Raw genomic sequence first — 19,917 nt, 5'->3', positions numbered from 1 at the left:
ACGGCTACGCCTCGACGTCCCCGAAGTGGTCCCAGCCGCCCTTGCTGGTCCACGGTGCTCCGTCGACCGTCACCTGGGGCAGCGCGGAGGGGTTGAGCACCTCGCCGATCACCTTCCAGCGCGCGGGCAGCTTCACGTCCGGCGGGAAGGTCGCCACGATCGCGTGGTCCTCGCCGCCCGTGAGCACCCACTGGAGGGGGTCGACGCCGACGGCCTGCCCGATGTCGTTCATCTGGGAGGGGATGTCGATGGCGCCGGAGCGGATGTCGATCCGCACCTTGCTGGCCACCGCGATGTGCCCGAGGTCGGCGATGAGGCCGTCGCTCACGTCGCACATCGCGGTGGCGCCGAGCGCGGCGGCGGCCGGTCCCGCGTGGTACGGCGGTTCGGGGCGCCGGTGCGCCTCGACGAACGCGCGCGGCGAGCGGAAACCGCGGGAGAGGACCGCGTGCCCGGCCGCGGACCAGCCGAGCCAGCCGGTGACGGCGACCACATCGCCGGGCTGGGCGCCGGCCCGGGTGACCGGCTCGTGGTTGCGCAGATCACCGAGCGCGGTGATCGAGATCATGATGGTGTCGCCGCGTACGACATCGCCGCCCACCACGGCCGCGCCCGCGACCTGGCACTCGTCGCGCAGGCCGTCCATCAGCTCCGTGGGCCAGGTGACGGGCAGTTCGGCGGGGACGACGAGACCGAGCAGCAGCGCGGTCGGCACGGCGCCCATCGCGGCGATGTCGGCGAGGTTCTGCGCGGCCGCCTTGCGCCCGACGTCGTACGCCGTCGACCAGTCGCGGCGGAAGTGCCGGCCCTCCAGGAGGATGTCGGTGCTCGCCACCACCCGGCGGTCGGGAGCGGCCACCACCGCGGCGTCGTCGCCGGGGCCGACCCGGACCGCCGGGGTGGTGGTGAGCCGCGCGGTGAGCTCCCTGATGAGCCCGAACTCGCCCAGCTCGCCCACGGTGCCCTTCATCGTCGTACATCCCCTTCTCTCGCCTGCCGCGCCCGGTCGCGAGCCGTCATCGTCGCCGGTACGGTCGAGTCGACTGTCAACTTGTGTCGCGGGTGGTACCCGTCACGCACGCCACAGCCTCCGCGGGTCTCCCCGCGGCGAGCGGCGACGCGATACCGTGGCGTCCCTTCTCCCCCACATGATCCTCGTGGCCGCCTTGGAGGTTCCGTGGTACAGGCGTACATCCTGATCCAGACGGAGGTCGGCAAGGCGTCGACCGTCGCCGAGACGATCGGCAAGATCCCTGGGGTCGTCCAGGCCGAGGACGTGACGGGTCCCTATGACGTCATCGTGCGCGCCCAGGCCGACACCGTCGATGAGCTGGGCCGCATGGTGGTCGCGAAGGTCCAGCAAGTGGACGGCATCACCCGCACCCTGACCTGCCCGGTGGTGCACCTGTAGCCCCCGTCTACCCTTGGCCGGTGAGCTTCTTCCGTCACCGGCGCCTCGGACTGTCCGCCCTCGCCCTGCTGATCGCCGCTGCGGGCTGTTCCTCAAGCGATGACAGCCCCTCGGCGGCGGTTCCCGACCCGGATGCGAAGGTCACCCAGCTGTGCCGGAACCTGGACAAGGTGCTGCCGCAGAAGGTGAACGGCCTCGAGCGGAACGATCCCGAACCCCAGTCCGCGCTGACGGCGGGCTGGGGAAGCCCGGCGATCATACTGCGCTGCGGCGTGGCGAGGCCCGCGGAGATGGACGACCCGGAGGCCGACGGCATGGACGTCAACGGTGTCGGCTGGCTGCTGCAGAAGCGGGACGACGGCTCGTTCCGCTTCACCACCACGCTGCGCCGGGCGTATGTCGAGGTGAGCCTGCCCCAGGCACGCACGGGCGGCGGGGTGGCACCGCTCGTCAGCCTGGCGCCCGCCGTCAAGAAGGCGATCCCCGAGGGGATCGCCGACTGAGAGGTCCCGGCGCGGGCTACCGCAGGCCCGTGGAGCGGTTCAGCGCCGCCTGGATGAGACGGTCCACCAGCTCGGGGTAGCTGATGCCGCTCGCCTGCCACATCTGCGGGTACATGGAGATCGGCGTGAAACCGGGCATGGTGTTGATCTCGTTGATCACGAACTTCCCGTCCTCGGCGAGGAAGAAGTCCGCGCGGACCAGGCCCTCGCAGGACGCGGCGTCGAACGCCTGCACGGCGAGCCGCTGGACCTCGGCGGTCTGCTCGTCGGTCAGCGGCGCGGGCACGATGCCGGGGGTCGAGTCGATGTACTTGGCGTCGAAGTCGTAGTACGCGTGCGTGTCCGGCGGCGGGATCTCGGCCGGCACCGAGGCGCGGGGGCCGTCCTCGAACTCCAGGACACCGCATTCGATCTCGCGCCCGCGGATCGCGGCCTCCACGATGATCTTGGGGTCGTGCCGCTGGGCCTCGGCGATCGCCTCGTCCAGCCCCGCGAAATCGTCGACCTTGGTGATGCCGATCGACGAACCCGCGCGCGCGGGCTTCACGAACAGCGGCCAGCCGTGCTCGCCGGCGAAGTCCACGATCTTCTTGCGGGCGGCGGCCTGGTCGCGCTCCCACTCGCGCGGACGGATCACCACGTACGGGCCGACCTGAAGCCCGAACGAGGTGAACACGCGCTTCATGTACTCCTTGTCCTGGCCGACGGCGGAGGCGAGCACGCCCGAGCCCACATAGGGCACGCCGGACAGCTCCAGCAGGCCCTGAAGGGTGCCGTCCTCGCCGTAGGGGCCGTGCAGCACCGGGAAGACCACATCGACCTCGCCCAGCGCCTTGGGGACCGAACCGGGCTCGCTGTAGACGACTTCGCGGTTCGTGGGGTCGACGGGCAGGACGACGCCGCCCTCGTGCGACTCGGCGAGTTCCTCGACGCTGGGCGTGCGGCGCTCGGTGATCGCCATCCGCTCGGGTTCGTCGGCGGTGAGCGCCCAACGGCCGTCCCGCGTGATGCCGATCGGCAGGACGTCGTACTTCGTCCGGTCGATGGCGCGCAGCACAGCACCGGCCGTGACCACGGAGATGCCGTGTTCGGAGCTGCGGCCGCCGTGGACGATGGCGACGCGCGGCTTGCGAGGGGGCTGCCCAGGGCTCTGGGGGAGGTTCTCGGTGCTCATATCGCGATGAGCGTACCCGGTGGTAGGGCCCTGAGACAGCGTCCGTCGGCCTGGGTCGCTCAGCGTCGTTCGGGCTTCGCGCTGCGCGACATCAGCTCCTTGAGGGCGACGACCGGCGGCTTTCCCTCGTGGACGATGCCGACCACCGTTTCCGTGATGGGCATGTCGACGCCGTGCCTGCGGGCCAGATCCAGCACGGACTCACAGGACTTGACGCCCTCGGCGGTCTGCCGGGTGACCGCGATGGTCTCCTGAAGCGTCATGCCCTTGCCGAGGTTGGTGCCGAAGGTGTGGTTGCGCGACAGCGGTGAGGAGCAGGTCGCCACCAGGTCGCCGAGGCCCGCGAGCCCGGAGAAGGTCAGCGGGTCGGCGCCCATGGCGAGCCCGAGCCGGGTGGTCTCGGCGAGCCCGCGCGTGATGAGCGAGCCCTTGGCGTTGTCGCCGAGGCCCATGCCGTCCGCGATGCCGACCGCGAGGCCGATGACGTTCTTGACCGCCCCGCCGAGTTCGCAGCCGACCACGTCGGTGTTGGTGTACGGCCGGAAGTACGGCGTGTGGCAGACGCTCTGGAGGCGCTGGGCGACCACCTCGTCGGTGCAGGCGACCACGGCGGCGGCCGGCATCCGGGCGGCGATCTCCCGGGCCAGGTTGGGTCCGGTGACGACGGCGACGCGTTCCGGGCCGACCTTGGCGACGTCCTCGACGACCTCGCTCATCCGCATGGCGGAGCCGAGTTCGACGCCCTTCATCAGGGAGACGAGGATCGTGTGGGGCGCGAGCAGCGGCGTCCACTCGGCGAGGTTCCCGCGCAGGGTCTGCGAGGGGATCGCGAGTATCGTGAAGTCGGCCTCCCGCGCGGCCTCGGCCGGGTCCGTGGTGGCCTTGAGGTTCTCGGGCAGTTCGACGCCCGGCAGGTAGTCCGGGTTCGTCCGGGTGGAGTTGACGGCCTCGACGAGTTCGGCGCGGCGAGCCCACAGGGTGACCTCGCACCCGGCGTCGGCGAGCACCATGCCGAAGGCCGTCCCCCACGATCCCGTCCCGAACACGGCCGCCTTGACCGGCTTGCTCACTTGCCCTGCCCCTCCTTCTCGCGTGCCTTCTCCTGCGCGGCGGTGCGGCGGCGCTGCTGGATGCGGACCTCGCGCGGGTCGTAGCGCTTCTCGGGCGCCTTCTCGCCGCGGATCTCCTCCAGCTGCCGGGTGATGGCCGCCATGATGACCTCCGTCGCCTCCTTCAGGACGTCGGGGGACATCTCCTTGTCGTAGAAGCGCGTGAGGTCCACGGGCGGACCCGCGAGCACATGGTGGGTCTTGCGCGGAAAGAGGTTCGGCTTCTTGGCGTAGGGCGGCAGCAACTCGTTGGCTCCCCACTGGGCGACGGGGATCACCGGGCACTTGGTCTGCAGCGCGACGCGGGCGGCACCGGTCTTGCCGGTCATCGGCCACAGGCCGGGGTCCCGGGTGAGGGTGGCCTCCGGGTAGAAGGCGACGCACTCGCCGCGCTCCACCGCGTCGATCGCGGCCCGGAAGGCGCTGAGGGCGTCCGTGGTCTCGCGGTAGACGGGGATCTGCCCGGTACCGCGCATCGCGGCACCGACGATTCCCTTCTTGAAAAGACCGCTCTTGGCGAGGAAACGAGGAACGCGCCCGGTGTTGTACTGGTAGTGCGCGTAGGCGAACGGGTCCACATGTGAATTGTGGTTCACCGCGGTGATAAATCCGCCTTCGGCCGGAATGTTCTCCATTCCGCGCCAGTCCCGCTTGAGCAGAACCACCAGCGGCGGTTTGCAGAGGACCGCTGCGAAGCGGTACCAGAAGCCGATTCTGCGGCGGGGCACGCGGACACCTTCCTCTAGGGGCCCGGACGTCAGGCCCGGGCTCGGGGCTGTGGGCCGCACAAGTGTCGCCCCAGGCCGCCCGTCTGTCGAGAACACCGTACGCCCGCCCGTCTCCCGCGGCGGCCGTTGCATGGGGCTTCGCACACCTTTCCCCCGCGCCGGCCGCCGGTCGGGGCGTCGGTGCCGCGGCGGGATCCGGGTGACAATGGACGCGCCAGGTAAGGGACGGAGCGCTCGTGCAGTGGACTGTGGTCGTACCTCTGAAAGCCTTGGCGCGGGCCAAGAGCAGACTCTCGGACACCGCGGCGGACGGTCTGCGTCCGGGGCTCGCCCTCGCCTTCGCACAGGACACGGTGGCCGCGGCGCTCTCCTGCGCCGCGGTGCGTGATGTGGCGGTCGTCACGGGCGACCCGCTCGCCGCGCGCGAGCTGGCGGCCCTGGGGGCCCGGATCGTCGCGGACGAGCCGGCGGACGGTCTGAACGCCGCGCTCGTCCATGGGGCGGCGGCCGTACGCGGGGCCCGGCCCGGCGCCGCCGTGGCGGCGCTGAACGCCGATCTCCCGTCCCTGCGCCCGGTGGAATTGGCCCGGGTCCTGGACGCGGCCGCCGAATTCCCGCGCGCTTTTCTGCCCGACGCCACCGGAATCGGCACGACACTGCTGGCCGCGGGTCCGGGCCGGGAATTGCTGCCCGCTTTCGGTACGGATTCACGGGCACGGCACCGCGCCTCGGGCGCGGTGGAAATCGCCCTCGACGCGGTGGACTCCGTACGACAGGACGTGGACACCGGGGACGACCTGCGCGCGGCGCTGGCCCTGGGCGTGGGCCCGCGCACGGCGGCGGCGGCCGCCCGGCTGCTGATCCCGGGGCAGCCGGCGGGCTGACGCGGAGCCGGGGCCGACGGGCACGGTCCGGCCGGCTCGCCGCTTCGTCCGCCCCTGCCGCTTTCCCCCTGCGGCTCTCCGCTACATCCCCCCTGCCGCCTTCTCCCCTGCGCACGCCGGACCGCCACCCGGTGAAGAGGTGCGGCACGGTCGCTAGGCTGCGGTCATGCAGGCGACCGCGTACACCTACGACCCCGAGACCCGCACCGGCCAGGTGCTGCTCGACGACGGCACGCCCGTCCCCTTCGACGCGCCCGCGTTCGACGCGGGCGGGCTCAGGCTGCTGCGCCCGGGGCAGCGGGTGCGGATCGAGACGGAGGGTGAGGGCGCGGCCCGGCGGATCACGCTGGTGACCCTGCACACCTTCTGAGCACACCCCCGAAACACACCGCGGGCCGGGCTCCCAGGGGAGCCCGGCCCGGCGCGTGAGTGCCTGTGCGCCCCGTTACCTGCGGGCGGTGGTCTTCTTTGCGGTGGTCTTCCGGGCCGTGGACTTCTTGGCCGGGGCCTTCTTCGCCGGGGCCTTCTTGGCCGCCGCCTTCTTCGCGGTGGTCTTCTTCGCCGCGGTCTTCTTCGCGGCCGCGGTGGTCTTCTTGGCGGCCGTCTTCTTCGCAGCGGTCTTCTTCGCCGCCGCCGTGACCTTCTTCGCGGGGGCCGCCTTCTTCGCGGTGACCTTCTTCGCGGGGGCCGCCTTCTTGGCGGTGACCTTCTTCGCCACGGCCTTCTTGACCGTGGCGGCGGCACCGCCGGTGAGGCTGCCCTTGGGCGCCTTCTTCACGGCGACCTCACCACCGCGCGGCAGCTTCTTGGTGCCGCTGACCAGGTCCTTGAAGCCCTGACCTGCGCGGAAGCGCGGAACGGAGGTCTTCTTGACCCGAACCCGCTCGCCCGTCTGAGGGTTGCGGGCGTACCGGGCAGGACGCTCCACCTTCTCGAACGAACCGAAACCGGTGACCGAGACCCGGTCGCCTCCGACGACCGCGCGGACGATGGCGTCCAGGACCGCGTCGACAGCATCGGCGGCCTGCTGGCGACCGCCCATCTTGTCGGCAATCGCTTCTACGAGCTGCGCCTTGTTCACGTCTTCCCCTTCGGAGACATCGCCAGAACGAAAGTGTTCAAGCTTTTTCGCACGTTAGGCAGATATATACCGCAAATCAAACACGAAACGGGCTAATCACCCTTGTGCCGCAACCGACTCGGCCGCCTCAGAGTTCCTCTTCGGGGATTCGCCCCTCGTCGAGGTCGCCCATGAACCGCTTGAGACGCCTGGCCGCTTCGGCGGGATCGTGCTTGGCCGCGGCCGTAATGACCAGCAGCTTCCGGGTCAGCGCCATCCGTACGCCCTCCGGGACTTGCAGTGCGCGCACCCGGGAGTGCGCTTCCTTGAGTTGGACCGCGACCGCCGTATAGAGCTCGAGTTGGCCGTCGTTGTCCATGCACAGATTGTGCCATCTGGGGCGAGTTGTCGCCCCCGCAGGGGGGCAACTACCGCCGCTCCCGGACCTTCCCGGAATCCGCGCACAGGGTGTCTTCAAGGCGCCGGTACCCCGCAATGACCTTTGTATCCGGAGGAGTTGGCCCCCTCGCAGGCGGCGCGCCGGGACCGTCCGGGGGCAGAAACGGCTGTACCCCCAACCGTCCACGATTGGGGGTACAGACAGGTGTTGCGGTGGCTGAAATCAGCCCCTCCGGCCGGGCCCGGAGTCAGACCAGGAGCGTCCGCGGCTTGTACGCGGGGCGCCCTGCCTCGTACGCGGCGACATCGGCCTCGTTCCGGAGCGTGAGGGAGATGTCGTCCAGGCCGTTCAGCAGCCGCCAGCGGGAGTTCTCGTCCAGCTCGAAGGCCGCGGTGATGCCCTCGGCGCGCACCTCGCGGGCCGGGAGGTCGACCGTGATCTCGGCCTGCGGGTCCTGCTCCGTGAGTTCCCACAGCGCGTCGACGATCTTCTGCTCCAGCACGACCGTGAGCAGGCCGTTCTTGAGCGAGTTGCCCCGGAAGATATCGGCGAACCGGGAGGAGATGACGGCCTTGAAGCCGTAGTTCTGCAGCGCCCAGACGGCGTGCTCGCGGGAGGAGCCGGTGCCGAAGTCGGGGCCGGCGACCAGGACGGTCGCCCCCTGCCGCTCCGGGCGGTTCAGCACGAACTCGGGGTCCCTGCGCCAGGCCTCGAACAGCCCGTCCTCGAACCCGTCCCGGGTCACCTTCTTGAGCCAGTGGGCGGGGATGATCTGGTCGGTGTCGACGTTGCCGCGCCGCAGCGGGACGGCCCGGCCGGTGTGCGTGGTGAATGCTTCCATGACTTCTCAGACTCCAGCGGGCGTACGAGTGTCGGCGTCGGACAGGTCGGCGGGGGACGCCAGGTGGCCCAGGACCGCCGTCGCGGCGGCGACCTGCGGCGAGACCAGGTGGGTACGGCCGCCCTTGCCCTGCCGGCCCTCGAAGTTGCGGTTGGAGGTGGACGCGGAACGCTCACCCGGGGCGAGCTGGTCGGGGTTCATGCCGAGGCACATCGAACAGCCCGCGTGCCGCCATTCGGCGCCGGCCTCCTTGAAGACCACGTCCAGGCCCTCGGAGACGGCCTGCAGGCCCACGCGCGCGGAGCCCGGGACGACCAGCATCCGTACACCGTCGGCGACTTTGCGCTCCTTGAGGATCTCGGCCGCGGCGCGCAGGTCCTCGATGCGGCCGTTGGTGCAGGAGCCTACGAAGACGGTGTCCACCGTGATGGAGCGCAGCGGCTGTCCGGCCGCCAATCCCATGTACTCCAGGGCCTTTTCGGCGGCCATGCGCTCCGAGGCGTCCTCGTACGAAGCCGGATCGGGGACGGCGGCCGAAAGCGGAGCGCCCTGGCCCGGGTTGGTGCCCCAGGTGACGAACGGCGAGAGCGCGGCGGCGTCGATCCGGACCTCGGCGTCGAATTCCGCGTCGTCGTCGGTGCGCAGGGTCTTCCAGTACGCGACCGCGGCGTCCCAGTCGGCGCCCTCGGGGGCGTGCGGGCGGCCCTTGAGGTAGGCGAAGGTGGTCTCGTCGGGGGCGATCATGCCCGCGCGGGCACCGGCCTCGATGGACATGTTGCAGATGGTCATCCGGGCCTCCATCGAGAGCTTCTCGATGGCCGGGCCGCGGTACTCCAGGATGTAGCCCTGGCCGCCGCCGGTGCCGATCCTGGCGATGATCGCCAGGATCAGGTCCTTGGCGGTGACGCCCTCGGGCAGCTCGCCGTCGACCGTGATGGCCATGGTCTTCGGGCGGGCCAGCGGCAGCGTCTGGGTGGCGAGCACATGCTCGACCTGGGAGGTGCCGATGCCGAACGCCAGCGCGCCGAAGGCGCCGTGCGTGGAGGTGTGGGAGTCGCCGCAGACGACGGTCGTGCCCGGCTGGGTCAGGCCGAGCTGCGGGCCGACGACGTGCACGACGCCCTGCTCGACGTCGCCCAGCGGGTGCAGGCGGACGCCGAAATCGGCGCAGTTCTTGCGCAGCGTCTCCAGCTGGGCGCGGGAGACCGGGTCCGCGATGGGCTTGTCGATGTCGAGGGTGGGGGTGTTGTGATCCTCGGTGGCGATGGTGAGATCGAGCCTGCGCACCTGGCGGCCGCTCTTGCGCAGCCCGTCGAAGGCCTGCGGGCTGGTCACCTCGTGCAGCAGGTGCAGATCGATGTAGAGGAGGTCGGGCTCGCCCTCGGCGCGCCGGACGACATGGTCGTCCCAGACCTTCTCCGCGAGTGTCCTACCCATCGCTTTCCCCTTTTTTGTGGCTCGCTCGCCTGCGGGGCGCTCCGGCCGGTGCCGAGGGCCCGATCGCGCCCAGCCCCTCGGGCCTCCGCTCGGTCGGGCCCTCGGCACCGGCGCGCCTCTTCGGCTCGCTCGCCGCTGTTCTCGGGCATCTTTCGCCGGACCCGTGAATTCGGAGCCGTAGGTCCAGAGTGGCGGGTTCCACGGAAAATTGAACTTGCGTTTCACAGAGTGAGACGTGAGTATCGTTGCATGGACAACAGTAGCGGCGTCGGCGTTCTGGACAAGGCGGCCCTCGTCCTGAGCGCTCTGGAGTCCGGTCCGGCCACCCTCGCGAGTCTGGTCGGCGCCACCGGACTGGCACGACCCACGGCCCACCGTCTGGCCGTGGCGCTGGAGCACCACCGTATGGTGGCGCGCGACATGCAGGGCCGTTTCATCCTCGGCCCCCGGCTGGCCGAGCTGGCCGCGGCGGCGGGCGAGGACCGCCTGCTGGCGACGGCGGGTCCGGTGCTGACGCACCTGCGCGACGTCACGGGCGAGAGCGCGCAGCTCTATCGCCGTCAGGGGGACATGCGCATCTGCGTCGCCGCCGCGGAGCGGCTGTCGGGCCTCAGGGACACGGTACCGGTGGGTTCCACGCTCACGATGAAGGCCGGCTCCTCGGCGCAGATCCTGATGGCCTGGGAGGAGCCCGAGCGGCTGCACCGCGGCCTGCAGGGCGCCCGCTTCACGGCGACGGCCCTGTCGGGTGTGCGGCGCCGGGGCTGGGCGCAGTCCATCGGGGAGCGCGAGCCGGGCGTGGCGTCCGTCTCCGCCCCCGTACGAGGCCCCTCCAACCGCGTGGTGGCCGCGGTGTCCGTGTCCGGCCCCATCGAGCGCCTGACGCGCCACCCGGGCCGGATGCACGCGCAGGCGGTCATCGACGCCGCCGCCCGTCTGTCCGAGGCGCTGCGCCGCTCCGGCTGAGCGCCCGGCGGCCCGGCACGGAAGCGGGCGGGCCTCGACGCCGCGGGCAGGCCCTCTTCCGCAAGGTCGTGGGCGGGACACCCGGGAACCCCGGCCCGCCTGCCACAAGGGAAACATCGGCCACAGAAGCAACAGCAGCCACGTCTGGGACACCGAAGTCCTGGCGCCGTACACGGAGTTGGCCCGCCGGCACGGCCGGGGCGCGCACCCCGCCCTGCCGGGACCGGGGAGCCGGAAACGCCGCAGGGCCTCCACCGAAGTGGAGGCCCTGCGAGCCCTGTACCCCCGACCGGATTCGAACCGGCGCTACCGCCTTGAGAGGGCGGCGTGCTAGGCCGCTACACAACGGGGGCGAGGATCTTGCGTTTCCGCAGATCCGAGCTGGTCTACCTGGACTCGAACCAAGACTAACTGAACCAGAATCAGTCGTGCTGCCAATTACACCATAGACCAATGTGGTTTAGACCAGACCGTACCCCCGACCGGATTCGAACCGGCGCTACCGCCTTGAGAGGGCGGCGTGCTAGGCCGCTACACAACGGGGGCCCTAGCGATCCTGCATCGAGGGCAGCGGGAGCGACCCGGCTGTCCTCGCGGGAAGGATCTGTACCCCCGACCGGATTCGAACCGGCGCTACTGCCGTGAGAGGGCAGCGTGCTAGGCCGCTACACAACGGGGGCTTGCGGATGAGATCCGCACCTGCAGATAAGCTCTGCGAGCTGGCCTACCTGGACTCGAACCAAGACTAACTGAACCAGAATCAGTCGTGCTGCCAATTACACCATAGGCCACTGGAACGCAATCCCCTGAAAGGGTTTTGTTCTAGCTCGCGCCTCCGGTTTCCGGCCTCTCGGCCCGCTCCCCGGCGGCGCAGGAAGAACATTACCCGAAGGTGGACGGCGCTCCAAAACGGGTATCCGCGCCGAGGACCGCGGGGAGTTCGTCGAGGGAGACGATCCGGTGCAGGCCGGCGGGCACTTCGGGCCGCGCGGCGGGCTGTCCGTCCGTGACGACACGCACACCGGCGCGGTCGATCCACACGGACAGCAGCCCGGCCTCGGCCGCGCCACGGCCGTCGATCTCGGGGTGGTCACCGACGTACGCGACCTGGTGCGGGGCGAGCCCGAGGGCGTCGCAGGCCGCGCGGAAGGCCCGGGCGTCCGGCTTGGAGACGCCCAGTTCGGCGGCGCACAGCACGGCCTCGAAGCGGTCGCGGACGCCGAGGGCGCGAAGCTTGTGGTCCTGGACGTGGATGCTGGAGTTGGACAGCACCGCGTGCCGGTGACTGACGGCGAGGGCGTCCAGGACGGGCAGGACGTCCGGGAAGAGGGACCAGGCGGCCTCGTAGTGGTCCCGGTAGCGCAGGAACCAGGCGTCCGCCTCGTCGTCGGTCAGCGCCCGCTCGAGGAAGACCCGTACGCGGTCCCGGCGCTGTCCCTCGAAAGAGGTCTTCCCGGCCGCGTACCGGGCCCACTGCAGATCGGTGCTCCGCCGCCACCGGTCGAGGGCCTGCTCCACGCTCCCGTACCCGCCGAGCAGCCCCTCGGCGGCCAGGTGCTCGCGCATCCCGGCGCGGTCGGCGGCGGTGTAGTCGAAGAGGGTGTCGTCGACGTCCCAGACGACGGCCTTGATCGGCACGCGGTTCACCTCCGGTTCGTGGTCCTGGCCGGTCTCCTGCGACGGTAGCCGGTCAGCCGGTGGCGGCGGCAGTCCCGCTCGACTCCTCGGCCTCGGACGGGTCGGGGGCGACGAAGAAGTCGGTGACGAAGCAGGTGACCTCGCCGGCCGCCGTACGGCCGATCCAGGTGGGGTAGGAACCGTCGCCCCAGCCGGAGGTGAAGGCGGCCAGGCCGTGCCCCGTGTCCGGTGCGGTGACCAGGTGGGGGCCGGGGGCCCAGTCGCTGTTCTCGAAGGCGTCCCACAGCGGACCCTCGTCGCCCTCCGCCCAGCCCTGGAAGGACGCGTCGGCCGCGGCGTCGTAGAAGCAGCCGGTGCCGGCGTCGACGCCGTAGCCGTAGAACTCGTCCTCGCCGAGCGTTCCGGTGTCCTGGCCCGGCAGGAGGGCGGGCTCCCACACGGCGGTGGGCTCGTCGCGGATGACGAGGCGCGCGGCGGCCACCCGCTGATGAGGGGCGTCGGACGGCGGCTCGTCGGGCTGGGCGAGCGTCGCGACGGCCGCGTCGACGCGGTAGCGGCCGGGCGGGACGGAGACCGTGAAGGGCTCGACGTCCCCCTGGCCGAGGTAGACGAACGGGTCGCAGGCCACGACCCGGCCGGTGGGCAGCCACAGCTCGCCGCCGTCGGCCACGCCGATCGTGCCGACCGTTCCGGACTCGTAGCGGAACGTGCTTCCGGGGGTGAAGAGCCACGCGTAGTCACGGGCGGGCAGCGGCATGAGGGCGCCTTTCCTTCGGGGGCTGGGCACGATCGGATCCGCGGGCGACCCGGGGGACTTCGGCCTCGCGGTGACCGCGCGATGCGATGCCCGAACGGTAGTCCCCCGGACTGACACACACGGCTCTTCGGAAAGAACGCGGGAGGACGGCGGCGGGAAAGCCACAGGGCGGCGGCCGTCACGGCCGCCGCCCTGGGTGTGTCAGCGTCTGCTCGGCGCGCGCCTACGCCGCCAGTCTCGCCAGCGCCGCGTCGATGCGCGCGAGCGTCGTCTCCTTGCCGAGGATCTCCAGGGACTCGAAGAGCGGCAGGCCGACCGTGCGGCCGGTGACGGCGACACGGACCGGGGCCTGGGCCTTGCCGAGCTTGAGGCCGTGGGCCTCACCGGCGGCCAGGACGGCCTCCTTCAGGGCCTCCGGGGACGTCCAGTCGGCCGTCTGGAGCTTCTCCCGCGCCGTGCGCAGCAGCGCGTCGCTGCCCTCCTTCATCGCCTTGGTCCAGGAGGCCTCGTCGACGACCGGCTCCGGCAGGAACAGGAAGTCGACGTTCTCCGTGATCTCGGACAGGACCTTCAGACGAGTCTGGGCGTGCGGGGCGATCGCCTGCCACCTCGCCTCGTCGAAGTCCTCGGGCGCCCAGGGCGCGAACGGGGCCTTCAGCCACGGCCGGCAGCGCTCCGTGAAGTCCTTCACATCCAGCAGGCGGATGTGGTCGGCGTTGATCGCCTCGGCCTTCTTCAGGTCGAAGCGGGCCGGGTTGGGGTTCACCTCCGCGATGTCGAAGGCGGCGACCATCTCCTCGACCGAGAAGATGTCGCGGTCGGCCGCCAGCGACCAGCCCAGCAGGGAGAGGTAGTTGAGCAGGCCCTCCGGCAGGAAGCCGCGCTCGCGGTAGAGGTTCAGCGACGACTGCGGGTCGCGCTTGGACAGCTTCTTGTTGCCCTCGCCCATCACATAGGGCAGATGGCCGAAGGCGGGTACGGACTTCGCGACGCCCAGCTCGATCAGCGCCCGGTAGAGGGCGATCTGGCGGGGGGTGGAGGAGAGCAGGTCCTCGCCGCGCAGGACGTGGGTGATCTCCATCAGGGCGTCGTCGACCGGGTTCACGAGCGTGTACAGGGGCGCGCCGTTGGCTCGTACGATCCCGTAGTCCGGCACGTTCTCGGGCGTGAAGGTCAGCTCGCCGCGGACCAGGTCCGTGAAGGTGATCGTCTCGTCCGGCATGCGGAAGCGGACGATGGGCGTGCGGCCCTCGGCCTCGTACGCCGCCACCTGCTCGGCGGTCAGGTCGCGGCAGTGCCCGTCGTACCCGGACGGCCTCCCGGCGGCGCGGGCGGCGTCGCGGCGGGCGTCCAGCTCCTCCGTGGTGCAGTAGCAGTGGTAGGCGTGCCCGCCGTCCAGGAGCTTGCGGGCGACGTCCTGGTAGATGTCCATCCGCTGGGACTGGCGGTACGGCGCGTGGGGGCCGCCGATCTCCGGGCCCTCGTCCCAGTCGAAGCCCAGCCAGCGCAGCGAGTCCAGGAGCTGGAGGTAGGACTCCTCCGAGTCCCGGGCCGCGTCCGTGTCCTCGATGCGGAAGACGAACGTGCCGCCGGTGTGACGGGCGTACGCCCAGTTGAACAGGGCGGTTCGGACCAGGCCCACATGGGGGTTGCCGGTCGGGGACGGACAGAAACGTACGCGGACGGATCCGTTAGCCACGCTTGATCACCTTGTTGGTGAGAGTGCCGATGCCTTCGATGGTGACGGCGACCTCGTCGCCGACGTTGAGGGGGCCGACCCCCGCGGGGGTGCCCGTGAGGATCACGTCGCCGGGGAGCAGCGTCATGGCCTCGGTGATGTTGACGATCAGATCCTCGATCGAGTGGATCATCTCGCTCGTACGGCCGAGCTGGCGCTGCCCGCCGTTGACCGTGAGCTGGATGGTGAGGTCGCTCGGGTCGAGGTCGGTCTCCACCCAGGGGCCGAGGGGACAGGAGGTGTCGAAGCCCTTGGCCCGGGCCCACTGCTTCTCGCGCCGCTGGACGTCGCGTGCGGTGACGTCGTTGGCGCAGGTGTAGCCGAGGATCACGTCCTTGACGCGTTCGCGCGGCACCTCGCGGCACAGGCGGCTGATCACCACGGCCAGCTCGGCCTCGTGGTGCAGCTCCTGGGAGAAGGAGGGGTAGGCGATCTCGTCGCCGGGGCCGATCACGGAGGTGGACGGCTTGAAGAAGGCGAACGGGGCCTCGGGAACCTCGTTGCCGAGTTCGCGCGCGTGCTCCGCGTAGTTGCGGCCGAAGGCCACGACCTTGTTGGGGAGCACCGGCGGCAGCAGCCTGACCTTGCTCAGCGGCACCTTCGTGCCGGAGCGCTCGAAGTCCGCGAACGGGATGCCCTTGATGATGTCGAGGACGAGCTCGTCCGGCTTGTCACCCTCGACCACGCCGAAGGCGACGTTCCCGTCGATGGAGAATCTGGCGATGCGCACGGGATCCTTGCGCCCCTTAACTGAGCTGGCTGGAGTCTGACGCTCCAGGCTAACGCGGCAGCGCGCGGGGACCTCGCGCTGCTACCGCCGGCGCCCTCGGGTCCACCAGGGGTGCCGGGCTCAGGACGCCGTGCTCCACACCCCCGGAGGACGGCACCGGTCGTCCGGCTCCGGGCCGACGTGCCGGTCCGGTCCCGGACCGGCACGACCCGCCGGCTTCGGGGGCGCGAGAGCGGCCCGGCTTCGAAGAGCCGTCGTCCGGCGGGCCGCGGTGCGCGCGAGCGGCGCAGGGGAACCGAGCAGGCGGCGCCCTGCGCGCGTGCTACCTCGTGCTCCTTCTTCGCGCTACTTGGCGGCGGAGGCCGGGGCCGGCTGTTCCGCGGCGGAGGCCTGGGCCGGGACCTCCATGAGAACGGTGCGCTTGGGATTGGCGGTCTGGGTGGGAAGGTCGACGGAGTGTTCCGGCGTCGCCGGGGCCTGCAGTTCGTCCGCGTCGGCGAGGTGCGCCAGCGTCGTGCGCCGCGGGTTGGCTATGGCGCGGAACATCATCGTGGTCTTCACTGTTGTCGTTGACCTTGTCGTGAGGGGCGCCGGGCGGGTGGCACGGGCCGTCGCCGGGGCGCGAGTTGTCGGATTCGCCATCCCTGTAAAGCGTCAGGCTAAACATCCGATTCCCCACCGAAGCCGTGAAGAGACCGTGATCTCCATGTGAGTTTACTCACGGGGTTGCGAACAAAAGGGTTAATTCACTTCGCAGTCCCGTCACGACAAAACGGACAATGCCCTATCGAAGCCAGCATTCCGCTCCCGATCATGGCGACTGGGACACCCGACCCGCCTCGCCGACTCGCGGACATAAGCCCGTTATGCACGAGATCACCTTCTACGCCTGGTGACGCATCCTTCACAAGGTGTCACGGTGGTCACCGCCTCACCCGTTGGCCTTGTTGGAGATCCTGCACTGTGCTGGAATTCCACGGACCGCTGCTGGATCGCACCGGCGCGCAGGGGGCGCAACGCAGCGCCGGGCAGCGGCGGGGAGGGGGAGCCAGCGCCGGTCACTCACGACCACCCGGGGGGCGTATTCAGGACGCCCCTCACGACGCCGACACCGTCCCGCCGTTCGCGGAGGGGCGCCTGGTCCAGAGGTTGCGACGCTAGTGCAGGGACGTTTCAAGAGGGATGGCAGTGCTCCGGCCGAGCCGGAGCCGCACGGCGGGACCGACCGCGGTTCCTCGCCCCAGCACGCCCAGAACCCGGGACCGCCCACGGCCGGCAGCGGCACCGAGCGGCCCGGGCGCCCGGGCGCGCCCGCCGGCTCCACGACGCCCACGCCGCCAGCCCCGCCCAAGACCTCGGCACCGGTCGACTCCGGCTCGCGCATGGCACTGCGCAACTGGCGCATCTCCACACGTCTGGTGTCGCTGCTCGCGCTCCCCGTGGTCGCCGCCACCTCGCTCGGTGCCCTGCGCATCAGCGACAACCTGGACCAGATCCAGCAGCTCGACAACATGAAGCTGCTGACGGACATGACCAGGCAGGCGACCCAGCTCGCCGCCGCGCTCCAGGAGGAGCGCGACCAGTCCGCCGGTCCGCTCGCCCACGGCGCCACGGCGTCCGACTACACGGTCAAGGGCGTCCGCGACAAGACCAACAGCGCCCGTTCCGCCTTCCTGCAGGGCACCCAGGAGATCGGCGACGCCTCCGACAGCGGCCAGCTCTCCGGTGTCCGCGACAGCATCGTCGGCATCGCGAGCGAACTGAACAACCTCAGCGCCATCCGGGCCAGCGCCTACAAGGACCCGCAGAACTCCACGCAGACGGTCGAGGCGTACCACCGTCTGATCACGGAGCTGCTCAGCCTCTCCCAGGACATGGCGGAGGCCACCAGCAACCCGGAGATGATCCAGCGCACCCGCGCGCTGGCAGCCTTCTCCACCGCCAAGGAGTACGCCTCGATGCAGCGTGCGGTGATCGCCGCCGCCCTGCCCGCGAACATCGACACCTACGGCAAGCTCTCCGAGAACGACCGGCAGTACGCCCTGTCGGCCCTGCAGAGCCAGGACTCCGAGCTGGACAGCTTCCGCAGCATCTACGGCGACGGCGCCGAGGACCTGACGAAGCCGATCGACCAGGGCAGCCCGACGATCGAGGCCGCCGACCAGTACGCCGGCCGCGTCCTGAAGAGCGCGTCCGGTATGCACAACGAGGACAAGCGCTCGTACCGGGACTGGGTCGACGACGACTCGACCAAGATCGAGCAGATGAAGAAGATCGAGGGCACGCTGCTCGAGCAGATGGAGCAGAAGGCCCGTGAGCTGAAGAGCAACTCGCAGAGCGAGGCGATCATCTCCGGTGCGCTGATCCTGCTCGTCCTCGGCGTCTCCCTCGTCGGCGCCTTCGTCGTGGCCCGCTCCATGATCCGCTCGCTGCGCCGCCTTCAGGAGACCGCGACCAAGGTCGCCCAGGACCGGCTGCCCGAGCTGGTCAAGCAGTTGTCCGAGTCCGACCCGCAGGACGTCGACACGTCCGTGGAGTCGGTCGGTGTGCACTCCCGGGACGAGATCGGCCGGGTGGCCGCGGCCTTCGACGACGTGCACCGCGAAGCGGTCCGCCTCGCCGCCGAGCAGGCCCTGCTGCGGGGCAACGTCAACGCGATGTTCACCAACCTCTCGCGCCGCTCCCAGGGTCTGATCCAGCGCCAGCTCTCCCTGATCTCCGAACTGGAGTCCCGCGAGGCCGATCCGGACCAGCTGTCCTCGCTGTTCAAGCTCGACCACCTCGCGACGCGTATGCGCCGTAACGGTGAGAACCTCCTCGTCCTCGCGGGTGAGGAGCCCGGCCGTCGCTGGACCCGCCCGGTCCCGCTGGTCGACGTGCTCCGCGCCGCCGCGTCCGAGGTGGAGCAGTACGAGCGCATCGAGCTGGCCGCGGTGCCGACCACCGAGGTCGCCGGCCGGGTCGTCAACGACCTCGTACACCTGCTCGCCGAGCTGCTCGAGAACGCCACCTCCTTCTCCTCGCCCCAGACCAAGGTCAAGGTCACCGGTCACGCGCTGCCCGACGGCCGCGTCCTGATCGAGATCCACGACACGGGTATCGGCCTGTCCCCCGAGGACCTCGCCCAGATCAACGAGCGGCTCGCCTCGCCGCCCACCGTGGACGTGTCGGTGTCCCGGCGCATGGGTCTGTTCGTGGTCGGCCGTCTGTCGCAGCGCCATGGCATCCGCATCCAGCTGCGGCCCTCCGACTCCGGTGGTACGACGGCGCTCGTCATGCTCCCGGTCGACGTCGCCCAAGGCGGCAAGAAGCCCGCTCCGGGCAAGCCGGGTGCGCCCTCCGCCGGCGGTCCGGCCGCCGCGCAGGCCGCCGCGGGCGCGGCCGCGGCCCGTCGCCAGGCCCAGCAGAGCGGTTCGTCCTTCGGCAGCGGTGCGACCGGCGGCCCCGGACTGGGCGCCGCCCCGCAGCGCGGGCAGGTGGGTGCCGGACAGGGCCCGCATGCCGCGCTGCCCGGCGGCCGTCCCGGCGGACCGCAGGGTGCCCCCTCCCCGCAGCAGGGCCGGCCGGGCTCGGCGGGCGCGGGTACGGGCGCCTTCGGCCAGGACGCCTCCTTCCAGGACCCCGGCTCCCGTCAAGGCGGCTTCGGCGACGGCGGCCCGGGTACGCGCCCGGCCGGCTTCGGCGACGGCGCCCCGGCGGGCGCTCCCCAGCAGTCGCAGCAGCCCCAGCAGAAGCAGCAGAAGGAGCCCAAGGAGCGCGGTGGGCGGCGCCGTCCGCAGCTGCCCGGGCGCGGCGGTGCGCGTGGCGAGCTACCCGGTGGCAATCCCCAGCAGCGCACCCCGAGCTGGAGCGACGAGAACGCGCAGCCGTCGGTGCCGCGTGCCTCGCTGGACGCCCCGCGCGGCCACGAGGAGCCGGACGCCCTCTCCACGACCTCCTCCATGCCGCGCGTCGACGACCGGCAGGGCCCCGGCGCGACCGCCGAGATCCCGCGCGTCGACGACCGCCAGGGACCCGCTGCCGCCCCCGAGTTGCCGCGACCGGACGCCAACGCCCCCCAGAACGGTGGCCAGTTCGTCCGGCAGGACGTCTTCGGTGGCACGAACCAGGGCGGTGCGCCCGGCCGGTTCCCGGTCCAGGAGCACGGTCAGGACACGGGCCAGTTCCCGGCCCCGGGCCACGGCCAGAACACGGGCCAGTTCCCGATGCCGGGCCGTGGTCAGGACACCGGACAGTTCCCGGCCCGGAACCGCGGTCAGAACACGGGACAGTTCCCGATGCCGACCCGCGGTCAGGACACGGGCCAGTTCCCGATGCCGACCCGCGGTCAGGACACCGGACAGTTCCCGGCCCAGGGTCACGGCCAGAACACGGGCCAGTTCCCGGCCCAGGGCCGGGGTCAGAACACGGGCCAGTTCCCGGCACCGACCCGCGGTCAGGACACCGGCCAGTTCCCGGCACCGACCCGCGGTCAGGACACCGGCCAGTTCCCGGCACCGACCCGCGGTCAGGACACCGGCCAGTTCCCGGCACCGACCCGC

At 71.1% G+C, this 19,917-nt stretch carries 19 protein-coding genes and 5 tRNA genes; 6 read left to right on the top strand and 18 right to left on the bottom strand.

Annotated elements, in window-relative coordinates:
* Nucleotides 1-4 precede the first annotated feature (4 nt).
* Entirely contained in the window at nucleotides 5-970 is a 966-nt protein-coding gene (locus ACWD5Q_RS19580) for a thiamine-phosphate kinase (protein ID WP_451428267.1), read from the bottom strand.
* Nucleotides 971-1,177: 207 nt separating this feature from the next.
* Between ACWD5Q_RS19580 and ACWD5Q_RS19575 the strand changes: the two genes are divergently transcribed.
* Both ACWD5Q_RS19575 and ACWD5Q_RS19570 read left to right on the top strand, forming a co-directional pair.
* Nucleotides 1,178-1,411 (top strand): Lrp/AsnC family transcriptional regulator, encoded by a 234-nt coding sequence (locus ACWD5Q_RS19575; protein ID WP_451428266.1) that lies wholly within the window; start codon nucleotides 1,178-1,180, stop codon nucleotides 1,409-1,411.
* Nucleotides 1,412-1,431: 20 nt separating this feature from the next.
* Nucleotides 1,432-1,914, top strand: coding sequence for a DUF3515 domain-containing protein (locus ACWD5Q_RS19570; RefSeq protein ID WP_451428265.1), 483 nt, complete (start codon nucleotides 1,432-1,434; stop codon nucleotides 1,912-1,914).
* Between the two features lie 16 nt (nucleotides 1,915-1,930).
* Here ACWD5Q_RS19570 and ACWD5Q_RS19565 read toward each other — a convergent pair whose 3' ends face one another.
* Genes ACWD5Q_RS19565 through ACWD5Q_RS19555 form a run of 3 tightly spaced genes read right to left on the bottom strand, consistent with a single transcriptional unit; the run spans nucleotide 1,931 to nucleotide 4,925 of the window.
* The gene (locus ACWD5Q_RS19565) at nucleotides 1,931-3,088 is read right to left on the bottom strand and encodes a D-alanine--D-alanine ligase family protein (protein WP_451428264.1); all 1,158 of its coding nucleotides are present in this window, start codon (nucleotides 3,086-3,088) and stop codon (nucleotides 1,931-1,933) included.
* Nucleotides 3,089-3,147: 59 nt separating this feature from the next.
* Nucleotides 3,148-4,158: an NAD(P)H-dependent glycerol-3-phosphate dehydrogenase gene (locus ACWD5Q_RS19560; RefSeq protein WP_451428263.1), complete on the bottom strand. Its 1,011-nt coding sequence runs from the start codon at nucleotides 4,156-4,158 to the stop codon at nucleotides 3,148-3,150.
* Nucleotides 4,155-4,925, bottom strand: coding sequence for a lysophospholipid acyltransferase family protein (locus ACWD5Q_RS19555; RefSeq protein ID WP_451428262.1), 771 nt, complete (start codon nucleotides 4,923-4,925; stop codon nucleotides 4,155-4,157). Before ACWD5Q_RS19555 ends, ACWD5Q_RS19560 begins: the two co-directional genes overlap by 4 nt.
* Nucleotides 4,926-5,161: 236 nt before the next feature.
* Between ACWD5Q_RS19555 and cofC the strand changes: the two genes are divergently transcribed.
* The gene (gene cofC / locus ACWD5Q_RS19550) at nucleotides 5,162-5,809 is read left to right on the top strand and encodes a 2-phospho-L-lactate guanylyltransferase (RefSeq protein ID WP_451428261.1); all 648 of its coding nucleotides are present in this window, start codon (nucleotides 5,162-5,164) and stop codon (nucleotides 5,807-5,809) included.
* A gap of 166 nt (nucleotides 5,810-5,975) precedes the next feature.
* Nucleotides 5,976-6,179, top strand: a complete 204-nt coding sequence (locus tag ACWD5Q_RS19545) for a hypothetical protein (RefSeq protein WP_366905149.1) — start codon at nucleotides 5,976-5,978, stop codon at nucleotides 6,177-6,179.
* 75 nt (nucleotides 6,180-6,254) lie between these two features.
* Here the strand turns inward: ACWD5Q_RS19545 and ACWD5Q_RS19540 are convergent, their stop codons facing one another.
* The 4 genes from ACWD5Q_RS19540 to leuC all read right to left on the bottom strand — a co-directional run bounded on the left by ACWD5Q_RS19540 (nucleotide 6,255) and on the right by leuC (nucleotide 9,547).
* Nucleotides 6,255-6,890, bottom strand: coding sequence for an HU family DNA-binding protein (locus tag ACWD5Q_RS19540; RefSeq protein ID WP_451428260.1), 636 nt, complete (start codon nucleotides 6,888-6,890; stop codon nucleotides 6,255-6,257).
* 127 nt (nucleotides 6,891-7,017) lie between these two features.
* Nucleotides 7,018-7,248 carry an SCO5555 family protein gene (locus ACWD5Q_RS19535; RefSeq protein WP_451428259.1) on the bottom strand — a complete coding sequence of 77 codons (231 nt, stop codon included), beginning with the start codon at nucleotides 7,246-7,248 and terminating at the stop codon, nucleotides 7,018-7,020.
* 268 nt (nucleotides 7,249-7,516) lie between these two features.
* Entirely contained in the window at nucleotides 7,517-8,110 is a 594-nt protein-coding gene (leuD, locus tag ACWD5Q_RS19530; protein ID WP_451428258.1) for a 3-isopropylmalate dehydratase small subunit, read from the bottom strand.
* A 6-nt stretch (nucleotides 8,111-8,116) separates the two neighbouring features.
* Nucleotides 8,117-9,547 (bottom strand): 3-isopropylmalate dehydratase large subunit, encoded by a 1,431-nt coding sequence (gene leuC / locus ACWD5Q_RS19525; RefSeq protein ID WP_451428257.1) that lies wholly within the window; start codon nucleotides 9,545-9,547, stop codon nucleotides 8,117-8,119.
* 249 nt (nucleotides 9,548-9,796) lie between these two features.
* Here leuC and ndgR point away from each other — a divergent pair, with 249 nt between their 5' ends.
* Complete coding sequence (ndgR, locus tag ACWD5Q_RS19520) at nucleotides 9,797-10,513, top strand: IclR family transcriptional regulator NdgR (protein ID WP_451428256.1); 717 nt, start codon at nucleotides 9,797-9,799, stop codon at nucleotides 10,511-10,513.
* A 280-nt stretch (nucleotides 10,514-10,793) separates the two neighbouring features.
* On the opposite strand, the gene ACWD5Q_RS19515 is transcribed toward ndgR, so the two are convergent.
* The 10 genes from ACWD5Q_RS19515 to ACWD5Q_RS19470 form a co-directional block, all read right to left on the bottom strand.
* Nucleotides 10,794-10,866: transfer RNA gene (locus ACWD5Q_RS19515), tRNA-Glu, on the bottom strand.
* 28 nt (nucleotides 10,867-10,894) lie between these two features.
* Nucleotides 10,895-10,966, bottom strand: a tRNA-Gln gene (locus ACWD5Q_RS19510).
* Between the two features lie 20 nt (nucleotides 10,967-10,986).
* A tRNA-Glu gene (locus tag ACWD5Q_RS19505) sits at nucleotides 10,987-11,059 on the bottom strand.
* 61 nt (nucleotides 11,060-11,120) lie between these two features.
* Nucleotides 11,121-11,193, bottom strand: a tRNA-Glu gene (locus tag ACWD5Q_RS19500).
* A gap of 39 nt (nucleotides 11,194-11,232) precedes the next feature.
* Nucleotides 11,233-11,304: transfer RNA gene (locus tag ACWD5Q_RS19495), tRNA-Gln, on the bottom strand.
* Between the two features lie 91 nt (nucleotides 11,305-11,395).
* On the bottom strand, nucleotides 11,396-12,151 hold the full coding sequence (locus tag ACWD5Q_RS19490; RefSeq protein ID WP_451428255.1) for an HAD family hydrolase: 756 nt from the start codon (nucleotides 12,149-12,151) through the stop codon (nucleotides 11,396-11,398).
* Between the two features lie 52 nt (nucleotides 12,152-12,203).
* A complete protein-coding gene (locus tag ACWD5Q_RS19485) occupies nucleotides 12,204-12,908 on the bottom strand; it encodes a DUF4241 domain-containing protein (RefSeq protein WP_451428254.1) in 705 nt (234 codons plus the stop codon).
* A 223-nt stretch (nucleotides 12,909-13,131) separates the two neighbouring features.
* Nucleotides 13,132-14,607 carry a glutamate--tRNA ligase gene (gltX, locus tag ACWD5Q_RS19480; RefSeq protein ID WP_451428253.1) on the bottom strand — a complete coding sequence of 492 codons (1,476 nt, stop codon included), beginning with the start codon at nucleotides 14,605-14,607 and terminating at the stop codon, nucleotides 13,132-13,134.
* Nucleotides 14,600-15,376, bottom strand: a complete 777-nt coding sequence (locus ACWD5Q_RS19475; protein ID WP_451428252.1) for a fumarylacetoacetate hydrolase family protein — start codon at nucleotides 15,374-15,376, stop codon at nucleotides 14,600-14,602. Before ACWD5Q_RS19475 ends, gltX begins: the two co-directional genes overlap by 8 nt.
* Nucleotides 15,377-15,721: 345 nt before the next feature.
* Nucleotides 15,722-15,937, bottom strand: a complete 216-nt coding sequence (locus ACWD5Q_RS19470; protein ID WP_451428251.1) for a hypothetical protein — start codon at nucleotides 15,935-15,937, stop codon at nucleotides 15,722-15,724.
* A 599-nt stretch (nucleotides 15,938-16,536) separates the two neighbouring features.
* Here ACWD5Q_RS19470 and ACWD5Q_RS19465 point away from each other — a divergent pair.
* The coding region (locus ACWD5Q_RS19465) for a nitrate- and nitrite sensing domain-containing protein (protein ID WP_451428250.1) at nucleotides 16,537-19,917 on the top strand (3,381 nt) is incomplete at its 3' end.

The sequence above is a fragment of the Streptomyces sp. NPDC002513 genome (assembly GCF_053595355.1).
The sequence above is the reverse complement of the archived record's forward strand: the minus strand, read 5'-3'. Positions and strand labels throughout refer to the sequence as shown.

Bases quoted from the DNA above. Each gene is read 5' to 3' on its own strand.
- ACWD5Q_RS19580 (WP_451428267.1), bottom strand. From the start codon at position 970: ATGAAGGGCACCGTGGGCGAGCTGGGCGAGTTCGGGCTCATCAGGGAG.
- ACWD5Q_RS19565 (WP_451428264.1), bottom strand. From the start codon at position 3,088: ATGAGCACCGAGAACCTCCCCCAGAGCCCTGGGCAGCCCCCTCGCAAG.
- ACWD5Q_RS19545 (WP_366905149.1), top strand. From the start codon at position 5,976: ATGCAGGCGACCGCGTACACCTACGACCCCGAGACCCGCACCGGCCAG.
- ACWD5Q_RS19535 (WP_451428259.1), bottom strand. From the start codon at position 7,248: ATGGACAACGACGGCCAACTCGAGCTCTATACGGCGGTCGCGGTCCAA.
- leuD (WP_451428258.1), bottom strand. From the start codon at position 8,110: ATGGAAGCATTCACCACGCACACCGGCCGGGCCGTCCCGCTGCGGCGC.
- leuC (WP_451428257.1), bottom strand. From the start codon at position 9,547: ATGGGTAGGACACTCGCGGAGAAGGTCTGGGACGACCATGTCGTCCGG.
- ndgR (WP_451428256.1), top strand. From the start codon at position 9,797: ATGGACAACAGTAGCGGCGTCGGCGTTCTGGACAAGGCGGCCCTCGTC.
- ACWD5Q_RS19485 (WP_451428254.1), bottom strand. From the start codon at position 12,908: ATGCCGCTGCCCGCCCGTGACTACGCGTGGCTCTTCACCCCCGGAAGC.